The 19121-nt window shown below is 71.7% G+C and carries 16 protein-coding genes; 10 read left to right on the top strand and 6 right to left on the bottom strand.

Annotated features, from left to right (window positions below):
* Positions 1-154 precede the first annotated feature (154 nt).
* Positions 155-574 carry a substrate-binding domain-containing protein gene (locus tag ACZ404_RS35085; RefSeq protein WP_468447172.1) on the bottom strand — a complete coding sequence of 140 codons (420 nt, stop codon included), beginning with the start codon at positions 572-574 and terminating at the stop codon, positions 155-157.
* Positions 526-1809, bottom strand: a complete 1284-nt coding sequence (locus ACZ404_RS35090) for a PAS domain-containing protein (RefSeq protein WP_468447127.1) — start codon at positions 1807-1809, stop codon at positions 526-528. Before ACZ404_RS35090 ends, ACZ404_RS35085 begins: the two co-directional genes overlap by 49 nt.
* Before the next feature lie 327 nt (positions 1810-2136).
* On the opposite strand from ACZ404_RS35090, the gene ACZ404_RS35095 reads away from it, so the two are divergent.
* From ACZ404_RS35095 to ACZ404_RS35130, 8 genes are all read left to right on the top strand, one after another.
* Positions 2137-3510 (top strand): ATP-grasp domain-containing protein, encoded by a 1374-nt coding sequence (locus ACZ404_RS35095; protein WP_468447129.1) that lies wholly within the window; start codon positions 2137-2139, stop codon positions 3508-3510.
* A complete protein-coding gene (locus tag ACZ404_RS35100) occupies positions 3507-5516 on the top strand; it encodes a PEP/pyruvate-binding domain-containing protein (RefSeq protein ID WP_468447131.1) in 2010 nt (669 codons plus the stop codon). The genes ACZ404_RS35095 and ACZ404_RS35100 overlap by 4 nt, the downstream gene beginning before the upstream one ends.
* Positions 5517-5524: 8 nt before the next feature.
* On the top strand, positions 5525-6886 hold the full coding sequence (locus tag ACZ404_RS35105) for an MFS transporter (protein ID WP_468447132.1): 1362 nt from the start codon (positions 5525-5527) through the stop codon (positions 6884-6886).
* Between the two features lie 519 nt (positions 6887-7405).
* Complete coding sequence (locus tag ACZ404_RS35110) at positions 7406-8422, top strand: GlxA family transcriptional regulator (protein ID WP_468447133.1); 1017 nt, start codon at positions 7406-7408, stop codon at positions 8420-8422.
* On the top strand, positions 8419-10194 hold the full coding sequence (locus ACZ404_RS35115) for a thiamine pyrophosphate-binding protein (RefSeq protein ID WP_468447135.1): 1776 nt from the start codon (positions 8419-8421) through the stop codon (positions 10192-10194). Before ACZ404_RS35110 ends, ACZ404_RS35115 begins: the two co-directional genes overlap by 4 nt.
* Positions 10166-10819 carry an SRPBCC family protein gene (locus ACZ404_RS35120; protein ID WP_468447137.1) on the top strand — a complete coding sequence of 218 codons (654 nt, stop codon included), beginning with the start codon at positions 10166-10168 and terminating at the stop codon, positions 10817-10819. Before ACZ404_RS35115 ends, ACZ404_RS35120 begins: the two co-directional genes overlap by 29 nt.
* Positions 10816-11835, top strand: a complete 1020-nt coding sequence (locus tag ACZ404_RS35125; protein WP_468447139.1) for a 3-oxoacyl-ACP synthase III family protein — start codon at positions 10816-10818, stop codon at positions 11833-11835. Before ACZ404_RS35120 ends, ACZ404_RS35125 begins: the two co-directional genes overlap by 4 nt.
* Positions 11836-11838: 3 nt before the next feature.
* A complete protein-coding gene (locus ACZ404_RS35130; RefSeq protein WP_468447141.1) occupies positions 11839-12858 on the top strand; it encodes a histidinol-phosphate transaminase in 1020 nt (339 codons plus the stop codon).
* Positions 12859-12958: 100 nt separating this feature from the next.
* Here the strand turns inward: ACZ404_RS35130 and ACZ404_RS35135 are convergent, their stop codons facing one another.
* The 3 genes from ACZ404_RS35135 to ACZ404_RS35145 form a co-directional block, all read right to left on the bottom strand.
* A complete protein-coding gene (locus ACZ404_RS35135) occupies positions 12959-13765 on the bottom strand; it encodes an SDR family NAD(P)-dependent oxidoreductase (RefSeq protein ID WP_468447143.1) in 807 nt (268 codons plus the stop codon).
* Positions 13762-14769 (bottom strand): NADP-dependent oxidoreductase, encoded by a 1008-nt coding sequence (locus ACZ404_RS35140; RefSeq protein ID WP_468447145.1) that lies wholly within the window; start codon positions 14767-14769, stop codon positions 13762-13764. Before ACZ404_RS35140 ends, ACZ404_RS35135 begins: the two co-directional genes overlap by 4 nt.
* Before the next feature lie 95 nt (positions 14770-14864).
* A complete protein-coding gene (locus ACZ404_RS35145) occupies positions 14865-16067 on the bottom strand; it encodes a PucR family transcriptional regulator (protein ID WP_468447147.1) in 1203 nt (400 codons plus the stop codon).
* Positions 16068-16294: 227 nt separating this feature from the next.
* Here ACZ404_RS35145 and ACZ404_RS35150 point away from each other — a divergent pair, with 227 nt between their 5' ends.
* Both ACZ404_RS35150 and ACZ404_RS35155 read left to right on the top strand, forming a co-directional pair.
* A complete protein-coding gene (locus tag ACZ404_RS35150; RefSeq protein ID WP_468447149.1) occupies positions 16295-16954 on the top strand; it encodes a carboxymuconolactone decarboxylase family protein in 660 nt (219 codons plus the stop codon).
* Positions 16947-17756, top strand: a complete 810-nt coding sequence (locus ACZ404_RS35155; RefSeq protein ID WP_468447151.1) for an SDR family NAD(P)-dependent oxidoreductase — start codon at positions 16947-16949, stop codon at positions 17754-17756. Before ACZ404_RS35150 ends, ACZ404_RS35155 begins: the two co-directional genes overlap by 8 nt.
* An 82-nt stretch (positions 17757-17838) precedes the next feature.
* Here ACZ404_RS35155 and ACZ404_RS35160 read toward each other — a convergent pair whose 3' ends face one another.
* Positions 17839-19116: an ABC transporter substrate-binding protein gene (locus tag ACZ404_RS35160; RefSeq protein WP_468447153.1), complete on the bottom strand. Its 1278-nt coding sequence runs from the start codon at positions 19114-19116 to the stop codon at positions 17839-17841.
* Positions 19117-19121: the final 5 nt, after the last annotated feature.

The following is a 19121-nucleotide window of genomic DNA, read 5'->3' on the forward strand; positions in this document are numbered from 1 at the left end:
CTCGGAGCCGGTGGAGGGGGCCGTCATCGGCGACGGCGCGGGTGCGGCCGGGGCGCACGCTGCAGTACAGCCCGCACACCCGGGGGTGCCCCGGTGTCCCCGGACCGGCGGCCGTCCATGTCGCGGCACGACTCCCGCCGGCACCGAGGGCGCGTCACGTCGTGCCGCGGATGTGCAGGACGGCCAGTTCGCCCAGCCGTCGCTTGTCGAGGTGGAGAGTGGTCGGCGGCGGGTCGACGAGATCGGTGATGCTCAGCCCGTCGTGGCCCACGAGTGCGCAGTCGTCCGGCGCTCGGACACCGAGCCGGCGGGCCGCCCGGAGCGCACCCATGGCGCACACGGCGGTGAGGTCGGGGTGCTCGGCGCGCAGTGCCTCGAACGCCGCGGCGCCGCCCTCCAGGGTCTGCTCGCCCACGACGGGTCGCGGACCGGCTCGCAGTCGATCACGCCGAACCGTTCTGAACACGCCTGATGAGACAGCCGGGTGCCGGCGATCGCCGGACGGCCCGCGCCCCGGCCGGGTCCTCAGACCGGGCTCGCGGGGTTGGCCGCCGTCGAGGACCGGGGCGGCCAGGTCTGCGCCGAGAGGACGCCGAGTACGTAGGCCCGGGCGACCAGCGCAGGTCGGGTGGCGGCGTCGAGCAGGGTGCGCAGGCGGCTCAGGTGGTAGTCCAGCGTCTGCCGGGACAGACCCAGCGTCCCCGCGATGTCCGCGTTGCTGTGCCCGGCCGCCAGCAGGGCGAGGATGCGGACCTGGCTGGCCGTCAGGTCCGGCTGGACCTGGTGGCGCAGGCCGAGGTGCGTGCCGACGGCCCAGACTCCGGACACGCCGGGGGTCGTACCGCACACGGCGCTCAGATGGATCAGGACGCGGCGCCGCCAGCCGTCCCGGTCGACGAGTACGGCACAGGTGCGGGCGCTTCGGCGCCGGCCGCTGATCAGCTCGTCCCAGATCCGGTGCAAGGTGCCCCGCTCGGGGGTTCTGGCGAGCAAGGTGTCGGCCGGCAGGCCTATCAGTTCGGAGAGCCGGATGCGCAGGACGTCGGCGACCGCGGTGCCGGCCTCGCCGACCCGGCCGTCCGGGGTCAGGCGGACGCAGAGCAGACCGCTGTGGTCACGCAAAGCCTGTAAGTCGGTCTCGGCCCGGTGGCGTTGGTCCAGCACCCGGGCGTAGTCGGTGACGTCGACGTAGATGCCCGCGACACAGCGGGCCGCGCCCCAGCGGACGGGGAAGCGGTAACCCGCCGCGCGACCGGAGCAGCCGTCGACGCGCCGGTAGGCGAGCGTGTGCCGCACCGGGCGGCCGCGCGTCAGGACCTCCTGGTCCAGGGCGAGGAACCGGGCGATGTCACCGGCTTCGTCGACGTCGGCGAGGTGACGGCCGATCACGGCGTCGCGCGTGGTGCCGTACAGGTGGGCATAGGCGTGGTTGGCCCACAGGTAACGGCCGGTGGCGTCGCGCACGAACGCCGCGGCCGGGGCGAGGTCGGCGAACGTGGCGTACGGGTCGTCGTCCGGCCGGTCGGCCACCTCGATCGCCACTCCCCTGCTGCCGCGCCGTCCCGGTCCGCCGCCGAGTTCCGGCCAGTGGACGTGGAAGGTCCGGCCCTCGAAGCACACGCGGTAGGGGCCGCACCCGGACGCGCCGGCCGGGCCGCCGTCGGCGTGGAGGGCCTCCAGGAAGCGGCGGGTGGCGCGTCGGTCGTCGAACGCGGCACCGCCGCTCTCGACCACGCCCAGGCCGCTGTCGGCTTCCCACCAGGACACCGCGAGAGGCGCGAGCAACGCCTTGAAATCCGCTTCGTCCACGTCCAACTCCTTCAACCCTGCACTACATCACTTTGTGTGACACCTCATGCGTATCCCGTAAGGGAACGGGCATGCGAGCGGGGCAGGAGCACCGGACTGCGGCCTCGGCGGCGTTACCGCACGGCCGCACCTTCACCCGGCGCGAATCGGCGGCAGCAGTCAGGCATTTGCCTGAGTGCTTCGGGCGTCTCGGCACTCAGGAGGCGGGCGTGTGCTGGTTCGCTGGAAGGAGACGGCGTGACAGCGGTCGATGTACCGACGCAGCCGCGGACCACGCACCGGCGCGGCCCGGTGGCCGCCCGACGACGACAAAGGAGTTGGAGTTCCGTGAGCAAGGTGCTGTACGTGCATGCCAAGGGCGGCCCTCCGGTGGGCCATGCCCTGACGCGGGTGGCCGCGAGGTCCGCGGTGCACCTACTGGCCCTCAGCGAACTGCCCGCCCCGGTGGCCCATGACGCGGCGCGGCTGTGCGCGTCGGTCGTCACCCCTCTCGACGCCGGCGGTGGCGACCTGGTCGAACTCATCACCGCCCGCGCCCGCGAGGTGGGGGCCGACGCCGTTCTCACCTTCTCGGAGTACGCGGTGGTCGCGGTCGCCGAGGCGGCCCGGCGGCTCGGGCTGAGGGGTGCCGGGCCCGCCGCCGCCCTCGCCCGGGACAAACGCCTGATGCGTGCCGCCTGGGAGCGCCGGGGCATCCCTCAGCCGCGGTTCCGGGCCGTCACCAGCGCGGCCGAACTGGAGCGCGCGACCCGTGGATTGTCATGTCCACTTCTTTTAAAGGCGGCCTGGAGCGCCGGTTCGACCGCCCACCAGATCATCGAGCGGCCCGAGGACGCACTGGACGCCTGGCAGCGGTCGCGCGCGGTGATGGCCGAGTCCGCGCTGCTCGGCTTCGCGGAGCTGCACGTGCCCGGCGCCTCGGAGGACTTCATCGTCGAGGAGATCGTCAGCGGATGTGCCGAGGAGTGGTTCGACGGCCCCGGCTGGGGTGACTACGTCAGCGTCGAGGGCGTGGTCGTCGACGGAGATTTCCGTCCCGTCTGCCTGAGCGGGCGGATGCCGACGGTGGCGCCCTTCACCGAGCGCGCCGGTATCACCCCGGCCGCCCTGGGGAGCAAGGCCCAGCACGCCGTCGTGGACCTCGCCCGGCGCGCCGTGGACGCCCTGGGACTGGAGAACTGCGGCACCCACACGGAGATCAAGCTGGGCGCGGAGGGGCGTATGTGGGTCATCGAGACGGCCGCGCGGTTCGGCGGGGCGATGACGGTGCCGCAGATCGACGAGGTCTTCGGCCTGGACCTGGTCGGGATGTTCACCGACCAGCTGCTCGGCGGCTCACCCGCCTGGCCCGCACGGGCGTTGACGCCCGAGGATGCCACGGGTGCGGCCGGATCCCTGGTCGTCCTCGCCGTGCGGGGCGACGGCACCCCTTGGCACCGCCGCCATCGGTGGGACGCCTCGGCGGTCGTCCGTTCGGCGCCGGTCGGCGCGGGCAGCACGCTGTCCGTCGTCCGGGAGAGTTCGCTGCCGGACGGGGCCCCCGTGCCGGTCTACGAGCCCGCCGCCGGGGCCAACACCATGGCGGGGCTGTGCCTGTTGTCGGCGGACCGGCCGCAGTCCGTCGTCCGTGACCTCACCGCCCTGGTCGACGCGCTGCCGCGCATCCTGCCCACGGACACCGGCGAGGGGGCCCGGCCATGACCCACGCACCGCACCGGACCGAAGTCCCCGACACGGCCGGCGACCGTACCGTCGTGGGCGCCAATCTCTCGCTGCCGTTGTTCCGCGCGCTGTCCGGCGTGCTGGCCGGACACCCCTACCTGAAGATCGTGGTGGACAGGTGGGAGGACACCTGGCACCTGCTCGACACCCGGGTGCACCCCTTCCACGTCGACTACATCGCCACCCGCATCCTCGGCATGCGGATGGACGAACTCGACACGGACCTGGACGCGTTCAACGCCTCCGTCTACATGGCGCCCGACCGCCGCTTCCTGCTCGGGGTGTTGTCCCTGCACAGCGACGAGGACGGCGAGGGCGCCGAGCGGCCCTTCCTGGTCCTGGAGACGACCGAGGCGGACACCATGCACGCCGCGCTGCTGGAGGAGTTCTACGCGTATGTGCGGGCACGGGTGGACGGACGCCTCCCGCTGCTGCTGAAACCGGCGAACCACGGGCAGGAGCACGAACTCGCCTCGGTCGGTGAGGCACGCGTACCGCGCATCCTCAGCCAGGAGCTGTTCGGCAACCGGACCCGGACCTGCCTCAACCCCGGCGTGGCCGAGGGCCGCCTGCGCTACTTCCGCGATCCGGCGGAGTACCGCAGCGCCGCCCCCCGGCTCGGCTGGGCCGACATCGTCGCGATGGCCTGCCTGCCCGACGACGTGCCCCGGGTGGCGGGATTCGTGAACACGGAGCCCACGACGCCGCTCTCGCACACCAACGTCCTGGCGTCGGGCTGGGGGATCCCGAACGCGATCGTCCGCGACCTGGACGCTCTGGTACGGCGGGAAGGGCTGGACGGCGCATGGGTCCGTTACCGGGTGTCCGAGGACGCCATCACCCTGGAGCGGCTGTCCGGCGCCCCGGTCCTTCAGAGGCCGGTCTGGCACCAGCAGCGGATCCGCATCGACGCTCCCCTGCTGGACGAGGCGCCGGTCATGGCTCTGCACCGGCTGCGGCGCGCCGACCGCGACAGTTACGGCACCAAGGCCGCCAACCTCGGCGAGCTGCACCATGTCCTGGACAGCCGTACGGCGGATCTGACCGCGTTCTACGCACGCCCGCGCCCGCCGCGGCCCGATCTGCTCGCCCACCTGGCCGCGCGGCTCGGCGAGCCGGGGGCACCCGTGGAACGGCTGCGGACCGCGGCGGCCGAACGCGTGGCGGCCACCGTCCGGGCACCCGAGGGCGTGGCGCTCCCGTTCCGCCTGCACCATCTCTTCCTGACCTCGTCGCCCGCACTGCAACAGGGCATCGGCAAGCTGAAGATGGCGCTCGAACTCGACGCACTCGACGTGATCGACTCCCTCTGTCTGGACCTGCAGCGCCTGATGCACGGCACGCCGATCCCCGACGAGGTGGCACGGGCCGTCACCGGCGCGGTGCCGGGCCTGTCGACGGGACGCCGGCTCGTGGTGCGCTCGTCCTCCAACGCCGAGGACCTGCCGGGGTTCTCGGCGGCCGGGATCTACGATTCGGTGACCACCGTGCGCGGCGAGGAACAGTTGCTGGACGCGGTGCGGCAGGTGTGGACGTCGTTGCTGTCGCCACGGAGCGTACGCCTGCGGCACGAGGCCGGCATCCTGCTGGACGACACCTACATGGGAGTGATCATCCAGCAGTACGTGCCCGCCGACCTCGGGGGTGTGCTGGTGACCTGCAACCCGACGCGGCGTACGGACTTCCGCAACGTGTACGTCAACTGCACGGCCGGCTCGCCGGAGCGGGTCGTCGACGGCACGGTCCTGCCCCACCAGTACCTGTACAACACGGTCGAGGGCGGCGGGCGCACCGTGGACGTCGGCTCGTCGGGCGAGGACCTCTCCCCGGACACGCGCACGTCATTGGGCGAACTGGCCCTGGTGGGACGTCTGCTGCAGTCCCACTTCCGTGCGGAGGACCCCGACGACGCTCTGGACATCGAGTGGCTCATGACCGCCGAGGGGGCGTTCCACCTGGTCCAGGTCCGCCCGTACGCCCGGTGAGGCGCTCCATGACCGCTGTGTGGCGCCGCTCCACGGATCCGGCCATGCCCCCGGCCGCCCGGAGGATCATCCGCCTCAACAACGGGTTCCAGCTGTTGTTCAACCTGCTGTGGTGGATGCCCGTGTTCTACGCCTACCAGCGTGCCGCGGGCCTGTCGGACGGCCAGATCTTCGGCATCCAGAGCATCTACTACATCGCCTTCTGCCTGTTCGAGATACCCACGGGAGTGGTCGCCGACCGCGTCGGTGCCCGCAACTGCCTGCGCGCGGGCGCGGTGGTCATGACGGCGGCGAACATGGTGCCCGTGCTGGCGCCCTCGTACCCGGGCTTCCTCGTGCACTTCCTCGCGATCGCCGCCGGACGCTCCCTCACCTCGGGCGCGGCGAGCGCCTGTCTGTACGACGGCCTGCGCGCCGAGGGAGCGGAGGCCCACTACCTCCGGGCGGAGGGCACGGCGCGCGCCCTCGGGCTCGCCGCCAAGGTCGTCTGCTGGCCGCTCGTCGGACCGCTGATGTCCCTGGCCCACCAGTCGCCGTACGTGCTCAGCGCGGCGAGCGCGGCGGGCTCCCTCGGCTGCGCCCTCGCCCTGCCCCGGATCGCGGCCGGTGACGCGGGCGCGGGGGCGGGCACCCGCGGGCGGCAGCGGGGAACCCTGTTGCGGGACACCGGTGCCGCCCTGCGCGCCCTTCGGTCGTCACCGTGGCTGGCCCTGCTCATGGTGCAGGGCGTGGCGGTCTTCACGCTGTCGCGGATCTGCCAGGTCAACCTCTTCCAGCCGGTGCTGCTCGAGCACGGCATCGCGGAGAGCAGCCACGGCAGTGTCCTCGCGGCGATGACGGTCGCCGAGGCAGTGGCCTCCGCCCGGCCCCAGTGGCTGAGCCGGCGGCTGTCGTCCGCGGCCTGGGTGTCCGTGCTGAGCGTCGCGCTCGCCGCCGCACTCGCCGGCACCACGGTCGGCGGCCCCTGGGCCGTGGTCGGGCTGCTGTGCGCGTTCGCCGCGATCACCGGGTTCGGCTATCCGGTGCAGCGCAAACTCATCAACGACGCCATTCCGAAGGGGGCGCCGCGTGCCACGCTGCTGTCGGTGGAGAGCATCGTGGACCGCGGTGTGTGCGCGCTGGCCGCGGTGGCCGCGGGCGCCTATGTGGCGGCGGGGCGGCTCGACGCGCTTCTGTGGCAGGCCGCCGCGGTCACCTGCGTGCTGATGCCGGTGCTTCATCTGGCTCTGCGCCGCGTGGGTCCGGCGTCGGCCACGCGTGGGGCGCGTCGAGCGCACGGTGCCGAGGGGGTCTCCGCCAGGGCAGTCGCACAGCCGGTGGAGGAGCCGGTTGCGCTGCCCGTCGACGAGGGCGTGGCCCCACACCCCTGATCCGGCCGCTGCGCGGCAGGGCTTTCGGCGCGCCGGTCGCAGGGGGCGACGCGGACACCCTCGCCACGCTGCGCCGGGTCCTGACGACGCCCTCCCAGTGACCGCGCCGCCAAGGGGGCGAGGTCATGCCGGGTGCGCGTCCCAGGCCGTGCGACCTCTTCCGTGTCGCGGACGGCAAGTTCGGCGGGCACAGGGACGTCATCGCCCCCGTGCCCGCCGAACTTCCGTACGACAACGGCCTGTTCCGACCGGTTCCGTCTTCCGCCCCACGGCACGACACTCCGGAGCCGGGCCGAGACCGTGCTGCGGCGGGGAGACGAGACGTCACCACACTGGCCGAGTTCACACCACATGCAGGACGACCCGGCTCCCTGTGAGTTGCCTCACCCGCCCCAGTCGGTCTCCGCACACGAACCGGCTGGCCAGCACCCCACTCCCACAGCAGACGACGGTCTGCTGGCCGAATGCGTCAGTAATCTGTCATTGCAGCCAGTGTGGCTCCCGATACAGGCTGTGACCGTGTTGGAGCGACGTGTTGTTGTGGTGGTGTACGCGGGTGCGCTGGCCCTGGACATCACCGGACCGATTGAAGTGTTCGATACAGCCAACCGGCTCCTTGCCCCGTCGGGAGCCCCTTACCGGATCGACCTGGTCTCCGCCGACGCCCCCCTGGTGCGCACGAGTTCCGGAGTGACGGTGGAAGCCGCACCGCTGGAGGCAGCGCGGGGCCCCATCGACACGCTTCTCGTGCCGGGCGGATGGAGTCTCAGTGACGCGCTCGGGGACCGGGCGCTGGTCTCCTGGATCGGCCGGGCAGCGGCCCGGTCGCGCCGGGTCGCCTCCGTATGCGGCGGGTCCTTTCTGCTGGCCGAGGCGGGGCTTCTGGACGGCAGACGCGCCACCACGCACTGGGCGTACAGCGAGGCGATGGCCCGCCGCTATCCGAACGTGACGGTGGACGCCGAGCCGATCTTCGTCTGGGACGGCCCCGTCGTGACCTCGGCGGGCGTGTCGACCGGGATCGACATGGCACTGGCCCTGGTGGAGGCCGACCACGGTGCGGCGCTCGCGCTGGAGACGGCGCGGTTCCTGGTCCTCTTCCTGAAGCGGCACGGAGGGCAGTCCCAGTTCAGCGCGGTCCTCGACGCCCAGTTGGCCGACCATCCGCCGATCCGGACCGCACAGGAGTGGATCCTGGCCAACCTCCACAACCCCTTACCCGTGGCCGAGATCGCCCGGCGGGCCAACATGAGCCTGCGCAACTTCGCCCGTGTCTTCAGACGCGAGGTGGGCACGACGCCCGGCCAGTACGTCGAGCGGACGCGCATCGCCCGCGCCCGCGAGCTGCTGGAAACCACCGACCTGACCATCAGCCAGGTCGCGAACCGCTGCGGATTCGCCGCCCCCGAGACCTTCTTCCGCTCCTTCGGACGAACTCTCGGGCTCACCCCGAAGGAGTACCGGCACCGCTTTCAGACCATCTCGCCATCCGGCCTCATCGACCGGCACCATGAGACGGACAGGAGCTCCGCATGATCCCCCCGACCTCGGACATGCCCGAGGCAGGAACGATCCGCCTGGTCGACCATCTGGCCGCGGAACTCGCCAGGGCAGGCGTCACCCACATGTTCGGCGTCGGCGGCGCGAACATCGAGGATCTGTACGACGCCGTTCACCGCGGCGGCGCCATCCGCGGCGTCGTTTCCAAGCACGAGTTCTCCGCCGTCACGATGGCCGACGGATACGCCCGAACCACCAGGCGCCTCGGCGTTGTTGCCGCCACCTCGGGCGGCGGTGCGATGAATCTGGTGCCGGGCCTGGCAGAGGCGTACGCCTCCCGGGTTCCCGTGCTGGCCCTGGTGGGCCAGCCGCCGACCGGCCAGGCAGGCCGCGGGGCGTTCCAAGACTCCAGCGGCAAAGGGGGCTCCTTCGACGTCGCGGACGTCCTCACCCCGGTCTCCCGGTTCTGTGCCTGGGTCGAGGACGCGGACTCGCTCATGGAGTTGCTGCCCCAGGCGATGGCGGCGGCACAGGCCGCTCCGCGGGGGCCGGCGGTACTGCTGCTGCCCAAGGACGTGCAGCAGACACGGATCCGGTTGCCCGGCCGCGGCCAGGCGCCGGCAACGGGCGTGCCGGTGCCATCGGCGCCACAGCTCGACAGCGCGGCCCTCACCGCCGTGTCGAACGTCCTTCGCGGGGCCGACCGGGTCCTCGTCATCGCCGGTGAAGAGGTCGCCGCCGCGGACGCGCGTGCGGAACTGACCGAACTGGCCCGGAACCTCGGGGCATGGGTGGCGGTCACCCCGGACGCCAAAGACGTCTTCGACAACCGTGATCCCCGGTTCGCGGGCGTGGCCGGAGTGATGGGCCATGCCAACGTCGAGGACTGTCTGCGGCGGGCCGACGTGTGCCTGCTGGCCGGTACCCGACTGCCGGTCCTGGCGCGCGGCGGTCTCGACGGTGCCCTGACCGCCACCCAAGTAGTGTCCCTCGGTCCAGAACCGCCGTTCGTGTCGGGCACCGCACTGGTCGGGGACCTGCGAGAGGCACTGCGCGCGGTGACCGGCCGGCTACCGCCGCGCCCCCCTGCCTGCCCGCAGCACGCCGGTCCCCTCCCCGCGCCCACGCCGCACCCGACTTCTCAAGGACCCGGGCGAACCATCCCCTACCCCCAGGCGATCGCCGCGGTGGAGGCAGCGCTTCCCCAGCGTGCGCACGTGTTCGTGGACGCCGGCAACGCAGGTGCCAGCGCGGTCCATCTCCTCCCCGCACCGCGCCACGGCCGCTTCATGATGGCGGTCGGCATGGGCGGCATGGGCTACGCCTTCGGTGCGGGCATCGGCGCCGCGCTCGCCACCGGGCGACGCACGTACGTACTCGCCGGCGACGGGTCCTTCTTCATGCACGGAATGGAGGTGCACACCGCCGTGGAGTACGCCGCACCCGTCACCTTCGTCATCTTCAACAACAACGCCCACGCCATGTGCGCGGTGCGTGAGAAGCATCTCCAGGGCGGCATCCGCAGCGACGACCTGTTCGGGCGGACCGAGCTCGCCGCCGGAGTGGCCGCTGCCTTCCCGTCTCTCGACGTCACCGGAGCCGACGACGCGGCGCGGTTGCGCACGGCGCTGCTGCGCAGCAACACCAGCGGCGGTCCCGCGTTCGTCGCACTGGACTGCGACCCGTGGGAGATCCCTCCGTTCCTTCCCTTCCAGGCCTTCGCCGCCGCCAGTACAGCCACCGCCCGTACCGAACGCCCCGACAGCAAGGAGAACTCAAGTGAGCGAGGAGTCGTCCACGTTGGCTGACATCCCCGGCCTGATGCGGATCGAGAACCCCGGCAAGGAGGAGCTGACGGCCCACTGCATGGAACTCACCCATGCCGTCTACCCCCACCATGAGGTGTACGGGCAGTACTGCACCATCCACGAGTACGTCGACTGCCCCCCGGAGCTCACCTACGACTATCTCCGCCAGGGTCACCACCTGGAGGAGTGGACCTGCAGCCTGCGGGACTTCGCACCCTCCGGCACACCGGGGCTGTGGGTCGGCCGCGACCGGCTCGAGGACGACACCACCATCTACTGCAGGGTGGCCGCCAATCCCGAGGCGATGACCGTGGACTACCACTGCTCCTGGGACCAGGGCGAGAAGCTCTGGATGATCTACCTGATGCGCGTCGTACCCGCCCGCCTGGTGCTCGACAAGCCGGGATCGGTGATCACGTGGACCAACTGCCGGCACCCCTACTACGACGCCAACCCGCACCCCGACATGACCCCCCGCCCGGACCGCCCCTGGGTGGGCGACTACTGGGACCTGTTCTACGCGGGGCACACGGTGGAGATGAACAACCTCAAGGCCATCCTGGAACACCGCCACCGCAACGGCCTTCCCGTCAGCGTGGCACCGGCCAGGGCGGTGTCGCGGTGATCACCGTCAGTCTCACCGACGTCGCGGGCTACCTCCCCGGCGAACCGGTCCCCGCCGAGTTCTACACCGACCACCCCGGAGCCGAGGACAAGCTCCGCAACCATCCCATGTTCAAAGTACCGCCGTCACGGCACCACGTGGCTCCGGACGAGACCAACGCGGACATGGTCGAACGTGCCGTACAGCCACTGATCGAACGGCACGGCCGGGCGGCGATCCGGGGCGTCGACGTGCTGTTGGTGCACAGCCAGCTCCCGGATCTGCCGTTCGTGGGCGCCGGCACCGAGGTGGCCCGGCGGTTGGGCCTGAACCCGGAGTGGCTCGTCGACGTGGCCAACGCGGGCTGCGCCTCCTTCGTCCACATGCTGAAGCTGGCCCGGCAGATCCTCACCACCACCGACGCGAAGAGCGCGCTGATCTGCAACGCGCAAAGTGCCGCGGGCCAGTGGTTCACGCAGTCCGAGGTGCGCAGGCTGGCCCAGGCGGCAATTCCGGGCGACGGCTGCGGCGTCGGGTATGTGACGAGATCGGCCGACGCCCCGGTCCTCGACGTGGAGACCCGGCACATCGGGGAGTACGCCGGGGACATGACCGTGGCGGTCGACGACGGCCGCAAGTACTGGGAACCGGGAGAGTCCCAGTTGCGGATCGGGTTCACCGACTCCAGCGTCGCCAAGGTGCTGGCCCGTGGCAACCGCCTCGTCCCCGAGGCGGTCACGGACCTGTGCCGACGACTCGGCGTGGCGACCGGCGACATCGACGTCCTCATCACCAACCAGCCGAACCGCACCTTCCTGCGGAACTGGCAGGAGGCGCTGCAACTGCCTGCGGAACGGCACCTGAACACCTTCGACCAGTACGGGAACCTCTTCGGAGCGGCAATCCCGATCACCCTGAACCAGGCGATCGGCTCGGGCCGGGTGAAGGACGGTGACCTGGTGGTGCTGGCGGGATTCGCTCACGCGGGCGACTTCGCCGGTGCCGCCGCCGTCCGCTGGCGCGGCGGGCGGGGATGACCGATGGGCGTTCCCGTGCTGCACCGACTGGCCCTGAACGAGAGCCCGTACCCTCCCCTGCCCGCGGTGCGTACAGCGATGCGACGGGCCGTCGCACAGGCCCACCGATACCCGCAGTTCTACCCCGACGAGCTCACCGAGCGGATCGCCGCATGGTGCGGGTTGCCCCCCGACCATGTCGTGGTGGGCAGCGGATCGGTGGGCGTGGCCCTGCAGTTGCTCCGGGCGGTCGTCCAGCGCGGCGATGCGATGGTCTACGCCTGGCGCAGCTTCGACGCGTACCCCCTGCTGGCCGCCATGGTCGGCGCTCAGCCCGTTCCCGTACCCCTGACCGCGGACGGACACCAGGATCTTGGCTCCCTGCTGACCGCGCTGGACCACCGCACCCGCGTCGTTGTGGTGTGCAGTCCGCACAACCCGACCGGAAGCCTGGTCGGCGCCGACGCCCTGTCGGCGTTCCTCCACCGGGTCCCTCGGCATGTCGTCGTGCTCCTCGACGAGGCGTACGGGGAGTTCGCCCGTGACGCCGACCTGCCGGACGCGCCCGGGCTCTTGCGCGCGCACCCCAACGTGCTGGTCCTGCGCACCTTCTCCAAGGCCTACGGTCTCGCCGCCCTGCGGGTCGGCTACGGACTCGGCGCTCCCGAGCTGGTGGAGCGCATCCGCCGGCAACAGGTGCCCTTCGGGATCAACGCGGTGGCGACGGCGGCGGCGACGGCCTCGCTGCGGGCCGGCAGCGAGCTGCGCCTGCGCGTGGACTCCATCGTCGCCGAACGGGAACGGCTCCGGCACGAACTCGGCGGCCTGGGCTGGCGAGTACCCCCTGGCCATGCCAATTCCGTCTGGCTCGCCGCGCCCGATCCGGTCGACGAGGGCGCCAGGGCGCTCGCTGTCGCCGGCGTGCAGACGCGCCACTACCCGGGCGAGGGACTGCGGCTGACCGTGGGCAGCAGAAAGGCCAACGACACGGTGCTTGCCGCGCTGGCGCGACTGCGCGGGTCCCGGGGTGCGTCACGGACCTGAAGCGCTCCACAGTGGCGGCCGGGCACGAGGAGCGCGAGCGCATCAGGCCCTGGACGGTGGGGGTGGGTCCGGCCGTTCTCAGGACCCACCCCGCACCGTGTCAGAGGCCTACGGGCTTGCCCGGGCCGGGAACGTGGCGGAAGCGGAACGGCTCCGGTTCGCGGCCCGCCTGGACGAACCAGCACTCCCCGGTGCCGTCCCCGGAGAGGATCCGCAGCACCGTGTCCGCGACGGTCTCGGCCGGGATGACCGGCAGGCCCTGCTCGGAGAGCATGCCACGCAGGGGGTCGATGATCCGCGACTCCGCGAACCCCGGGCAGACCGCGTTGAAGCGCACGTTCTCCGGCGCGAGGGCCGGCCCCAGGGAGCGTGCGAGTCCCACGACCGCGTGCTTGTTGGCCGCGTACAGCGGATCGAGTGGCACCGCCGCCAGGCCCGCCAGGGACGAGGTCGCCACGATCGATCCTCCGCCGCGGGCCCGCAGCGCGGGCAGCACGGCGTGGGTGCCGAACACCACGCCGTCGAGGTTGGCCCCCATCGCCCGGCGGTAGCGCGCCGGGGCGAAATCCTCGCCGACGCCGCATCCGGTCGCCACTCCCGCGTTGAGCAGCGCGATGTCGACACCGCCGTACTGCTCCTGGGCGAACTCCACCAGCGCGCGGTTGGCGTCGAGGTCGGAGACGTCACAGGCGCGGAAGTGGCCGTCGGCCAGGTCGGCCACTTCACGGCCGGCCCGCGAGTCCAGGTCGGCGACGACCACGCGTGCCCCTTCCCGCGCCAGTGCCAGCGCCATGGCCCGGCCCAGCCCGCCGGCGGCGCCGGTGACGATCGCCACCTTTCCCCGGAACGCGGAGTCGGCTCTCTGTTCTCCCCGCAGGGCGGCGACCCCTGTCTCGGCGGCGGTCATGCCAGCTCCAGCACGAGCTTGCCGACGTTCTCGCCGCGGAAGAGCATCTGCAACGTCTCGGGGAAGTCGTCCACGGTGCCCCTCACCACCTGCTCCTTGACCTTGATGCGGCCGGCGCCGATCCAGGCGGAGATCTCCCGCGCCGCCTCCGCGTAGCGCTCGGCGTAGTCGAAGACGACGAAGCCCTCCATCCGGGCGCGGCGCACCAGCAGCGAGAGGTAGTTCGAGGGGCCCTTGACCGGCGTGGCGTTGTTGTACTGGCTGATCGCGCCGCAGACCACGACGCGCGCGTGCATCGCCAGCCGGGTCAGTGCGGTGTCGAGGATGTCCCCTCCGACGTTGTCGAAGTAGACGTCTATGCCGTCGGGGGCGTGCTCGCGCAGCGCCTTCTTGACGTCCTCGGCGCGGTAGTCGATCGCCGCGTCGAATCCGAGTTCGCCGGTGAGCAGCGCGCACTTCTCCGGCCCTCCGGCGATGCCCACGACCCGGCAGCCCTTGGCCTTCGCGATCTGACCCACGATGGTGCCGACAGCGCCGGCGGCCCCCGAGACCACGACGGTCTCGCCGTCCTCGAGCGCCCCGACGTCCAGCAGGCCGAAGTAGGCGGTCATGCCGGGCATGCCCAGCGCTCCCAGATAGGTGGAAGGCGGGGCGAGCGAGGTGTCGATCTTCATCGCGCCCCGGCCGTCGGAGATCACGTACTCCTGGACGCCGAACGTGCCGACCACGTGATCACCCGGCCGGAAGCGGGGGTGGTTGGATGCAGTGACCTCGATGACCGATCCGGCGCGCATCACCTCCCCGATGCCCACCGGCGGCAGGTAGGAGGGGCGGTCGTCCAGCCAGCCCCGCATGGCCGGATCCAGGGAGATGACCCGCGTCCGGCCCGCGAACCGGCCCGGGCCCGGTTCCTCGACGGGTTCGCAATGGTGCTCCCAGTCTTCGGGTTTCACTTCTCCCACGGGGCGGGCTGCCAGACGGATCTGGCGGTTGGTCGCGGACATCGCGCCTCCTGTCGTTCACGTCACGCGACCATACCGACCAGTAGGTACGCGGGTGGGCGTGATTTTCCCCACACGCCATCGACGAGTCCACCCGCCTAGGCTCCGGGGGCGTCCTTCGTCGGGCGATCGCTGCCGACCGGACGCCGCATCGAACTCTCCCGTGCCGCCAGAGCCCAGCTGAGTTCCACCGCGGTGTCCGGGGCGTCCAGGCTGGTACCGGTGAGCTCCTCGAAACGGCGCAGCCGGTAGCGGACGGTGTTGACGTGGACGTGTGCGCTGCGGGCGACTTCGCGGATGTGCCGTCCGCCCTCCAGGTATCCACGCACGGACTCCTCGATGAGCGCGCCGAACTCCCCCTCGGCCTCCAGTGGGCGCACGTAGCGGTCGAGCAGCAACTCGCCGAGTTCCGGTTCGGCGACGACCGCGACCCGCCAGGACAGGTCGCTCAGGTCGTACACCCCGCGCAGACCGTACGCACGGGCGGCTTCCAGCATCCGGCCGGCAGCGCGGAAGGAGCGGTGCACCGAGGCCAGGTCCGTCGGCGGGCCGAGGCCCGCCGTCACTTCCAGGTCACCGGTCTCCGGCCTCACCTCGACGACTCCGGCGACAGCCTCGTCCAGCACGGTGAGCAGCGCGCCTCGGCCGTTCCTGCGACCGAGGGATTCCAGGGAACGCTCCAGCGCGTCCGGACCGCCGTTGCCGTCGGGGACGGCTCTGATGGCCCGATACGGCCGCAACGGGTCCAGTCCGTAGATCGCCGCACCGCTGTGCATCTCCGGCGCTCGCAGCGTCCCGTGGAGCAGTCCACGCAGGAAGTCGGCGCGGCGGCGGGCGTCGAACAGCGCGTGGGCGACCTCCGCCTGCCGGTGGACCGCGGCGATCTGCAGGCTCGCGACGTCCGCGAGTTCCCACAGGCACTTGGTGCGGTCGACGACGAGGCCGGGGTCCAGTCCGCCTTCGGCCGCCGCGGCGATGAACAGATCCCGTATGGCGCTCAGTGCCCGGCGGAAGGCGCGGAGCCCGTCGCCGAGCGGCACGCCCCGGGCGACCCGGTCCCGGGCCACATCGGCTTCGTCGAAGTCCTCCGGCGCGGGCACCGTCCCCTCGCGCACCACCGCGAGAGCCCGCTGGAAGTGCCGGTGCCAGATCTGGCCCAGGAGTTCCCGCGGGACCGCGCGGTAGGACGGGATGTGGTCCACCAGATCCGCGTGCAGCCGCCCGCCCACGTGCCTTCGCTGCGCCGCCATCGCGGCGATGACGCATTCGAGGCGCGCCGCCGCGCCCGACTGTCCGGGCATGGACCTCGCCTTCGCCCCACCGGTACCGACCGTTGTGCAAGTGAACAATATGCGGCCCTGCGGCCTTGGCCGGGAAGCCGTCGACAAGCGGCCGCCGCCGAAAGCACAGTGGCACGGCGGTGGAAGGCGGGCCCCCGCATCGACGCGCCCGCCACGAGGCGCCGATCGACCGTGCTCAGGCCCACCCTCGTGCCACCGGCCCACCCCGACGAACCGCGGAGACCGCCATGACCGACGAGCCCCCTCACCGATCCCCCCGCACCGCCGACACCGGCCCGCGCCTCGCGCCACTGCCCGAGGACAACTGGGACCAGTCCACCCGTGAGCTGCTCGCCCCCGTTCCACGGGACGCCGACGGCCACCTCCCCAACGTCTTCACCACCTTGGTGCGGCACCCCGGCCTCTTCCGGCACTTCCTGCCGTTCGGCAGCCATCTGCTGCGCGACGGCCGGCTGCCGGAGCGGACCCGGGAACTGCTGATCCTGCGCACCGCGTGCAACACCCGGGCCGGTTACGAATGGGGGCGGCACGTACCGCTGGCCAGGGCCGCCGGGGTCACCGACGAGGAGATCCGGCGCGTCGGCGCGGGCCCTGACACCCCGGGGTGGTCGCCGGCCGACGCCCTTGTGCTGCGTGCCGCCGACGAACTGCACCGGGACGCACGCCTGTCCGCAGCCACCTGGTCCGCACTCGCCGCCGACCACGACGAGGCACAGCTGATCGAAATCACCATGCTCGTGGGTCAGTACCACATGGTGGCGTTCTTCCTGAACTCCACCGGTACCCGGCTCGAGCCCGGCTACGAAACAGAGACCCTGCCCACGCCCACCGGAGCCGACGCGGGCACGGGCGCGGGCGCGGCGAGGGGAGCACACGCCGATGCCTGAGCCCCGGCACACCGCGTCCCACCCGGTCGGCCTCCTGACCGGCCGGAACCTACTGGTCATCGGCGCGGGCACCCGCCCCAGCGACGATCCGGAGGCCCCGGTGGGCAACGGGCGGGCGGTGGCCGCGCTCGCCGCCCGCGAGGGGGCCTCGGTGGCCTGCGCCGACGTCTCCCCCTCCGCCGCGGCGGCCACCGCCGCCCTGGTCGGCCAGGAAGGCGGTCGTGGCCTGCCCGTGGTCGGTGACGCCACGGATCCCGGCCAGTCCTCGGCCATGGTGGCCGAAGCGCTCCGCGAACTCGGCGCGCTCGACGCGCTGGTGGTCAACGTCGGCATCGGACTCGGTGCCGGCCTGGAGAACACCTCGCCTCAGCAGTGGGAGCACGTGCTCTCGCTCAACCTGAGCGCCCCCTTCCTCGCCGCCAAGTACGGGCTGCCCTCGATCGCCGACGGAGGATCGATCGTCTTCGTCGGTTCCGTGGCCGGGCTGCGCGCCGCCACCGGCTCGCCCGCCTACGACAGTTCCAAGGCAGGCCTGTTCGGACTCACCCGCCATGTCGCCAAGGAGGGCGCGTCGCGTGGGATACGCGCCAACCTGGTCGTCCCGGGCCTGATCGACACCCCGATGGGCCGCGAGGCATCGGCCCGGCGGGCGTCGCGTTCCACCTCGTTCACCCGCATACCGCTCGGCCGCCAGGGCACCGCCTGGGAGGTCGCCGAAGCCGTCGTCTTCCTGCTCTCCGACCGCGCCTCCTACATCACCGGGCAGAGCCTGGTGGTGGACGGAGGGTTGAACGCCGTCTGAGGACGTGCGTGTGCTCACCCCCGTCGACGGGGCGGGGGCGGTCCCAGAGGTCAGGGCATCGACCAGGACCGCCCCCGCCGGCTCACTTCGCCAGGGGGCCGAACTCCTTGCGGGTGTTTACCGGCTTGCCGAACAGCTGCCAGCGCTCGCCCTTGAACCGCATCAGCTGCATCGTCTCGAGCGGGAAGGCGTCGCCCGGGCCCGTGGACATGGTGATCCCGGGCAGCAGCAGGCCCACCTTCACGTTCTTCAGATGGCGCACCGCGTCCCGCAGGCCTTCCCTGGTCGGGCACTTCATCGCGTCCAGGGCCTTGTGCAGGCTGGCGGCGACGGCCCAGCCGTAGGCGTTGAACTGGTTGGCCGGGTCGGCGTCGGGGGCGTACTTGTGCATGGCGTTCATGTAGGTCTTCATCTCGGGGTCGTTCGCCCACTGCGGGTCGGCGGGGTCCTTGAAGTAGGTCGCCGAGACCACGCCCTGCACGTTCTTGAACCCGACGGGCTGGAGCACGGCGGCGGACGAGGCCACGTTGTTCACTATGTGCAGCGGGTTCCACTTGGTGTTCCTGGCGTCGGCGGCGAGGGCCTGGCTGCCGAACTTGGGCGTGGTGACGTCCAGCAGCACGTCCGCCTTCGAGCGGGACAGGCTCGCCATCTGTGCCGACACGGACGGGTCGGTGACCTCGTAGCTCTCCTCGGCGACCACCTTGATGCCGCTGCCGGCGACGGCCTTCTTGAATCCGCCGAGCAGGTCCTTGCCGAAGTCGTCGTTCTGGTACAGGACCGCGACCTTGGCCCTGTGCCGCTCGTCCTTGAGGTACTTGGCGTACACCCGGGCCTCGGCCACGTAGTTGGGCTGCCACCCGATGGTCCAGGGGTGCTTGCCGTCGCTGCCCCAGACGGAGGCGCCCGTGGCGACGAAGGGCTGCGGCACCTTCTGCTTGTTCAGGTAGTCCCACACGGCCGCCGTGGACGGGGTGCCCAGCGTCTGGAACACCGCGAAGACCTTCTCCTGCTCGACGAGTCTGCGGGCCTCCTCGACCGCCTTGGGCGGCTGGTAGCCGTCGTCGCGGACGATGAACTGCACCTTGCGGCCGTCGATGCCGCCCTTGTCGTTGACGTAACGGAAGTAGGCGGCCACGCCCTTGCTGATCGTGCCGTACGCGGAGGCGGGCCCCGACAGCGGATAGATCCCGCCGAGCTTGATGGTCTTGTCGGTGATGCCCGTGGTCTGCTGCCCCTTGCACGCGCCTTCGGAGGCGGTGTCCTGGGCGTCCTGACCTCGCCGGCTGCTGCAGGCGGTCGCGGTGAGCAGGGCGGCGGTGGCGGCCGCGGCCACCCGCAGAGCGGTTGTCTTGCGCATGTGTA

The organism is Streptomyces sp. NPDC030798, assembly GCF_055572275.1.

What these genes read in the sequence shown, in the direction of transcription:
- ACZ404_RS35115 (WP_468447135.1), top strand. Translation starts at nt 8,419, where the DNA reads ATGATCCCCCCGACCTCGGACATGCCCGAGGCAGGAACGATCCGCCTG.
- ACZ404_RS35160 (WP_468447153.1), bottom strand. Translation starts at nt 19,116, where the DNA reads ATGCGCAAGACAACCGCTCTGCGGGTGGCCGCGGCCGCCACCGCCGCC.
- ACZ404_RS35155 (WP_468447151.1), top strand. Translation starts at nt 16,947, where the DNA reads ATGCCTGAGCCCCGGCACACCGCGTCCCACCCGGTCGGCCTCCTGACC.
- ACZ404_RS35135 (WP_468447143.1), bottom strand. Translation starts at nt 13,765, where the DNA reads ATGACCGCCGCCGAGACAGGGGTCGCCGCCCTGCGGGGAGAACAGAGA.
- ACZ404_RS35100 (WP_468447131.1), top strand. Translation starts at nt 3,507, where the DNA reads ATGACCCACGCACCGCACCGGACCGAAGTCCCCGACACGGCCGGCGAC.
- ACZ404_RS35150 (WP_468447149.1), top strand. Translation starts at nt 16,295, where the DNA reads ATGACCGACGAGCCCCCTCACCGATCCCCCCGCACCGCCGACACCGGC.
- ACZ404_RS35130 (WP_468447141.1), top strand. Translation starts at nt 11,839, where the DNA reads ATGGGCGTTCCCGTGCTGCACCGACTGGCCCTGAACGAGAGCCCGTAC.
- ACZ404_RS35140 (WP_468447145.1), bottom strand. Translation starts at nt 14,769, where the DNA reads ATGTCCGCGACCAACCGCCAGATCCGTCTGGCAGCCCGCCCCGTGGGA.
- ACZ404_RS35105 (WP_468447132.1), top strand. Translation starts at nt 5,525, where the DNA reads ATGACCGCTGTGTGGCGCCGCTCCACGGATCCGGCCATGCCCCCGGCC.
- ACZ404_RS35145 (WP_468447147.1), bottom strand. Translation starts at nt 16,067, where the DNA reads ATGCCCGGACAGTCGGGCGCGGCGGCGCGCCTCGAATGCGTCATCGCC.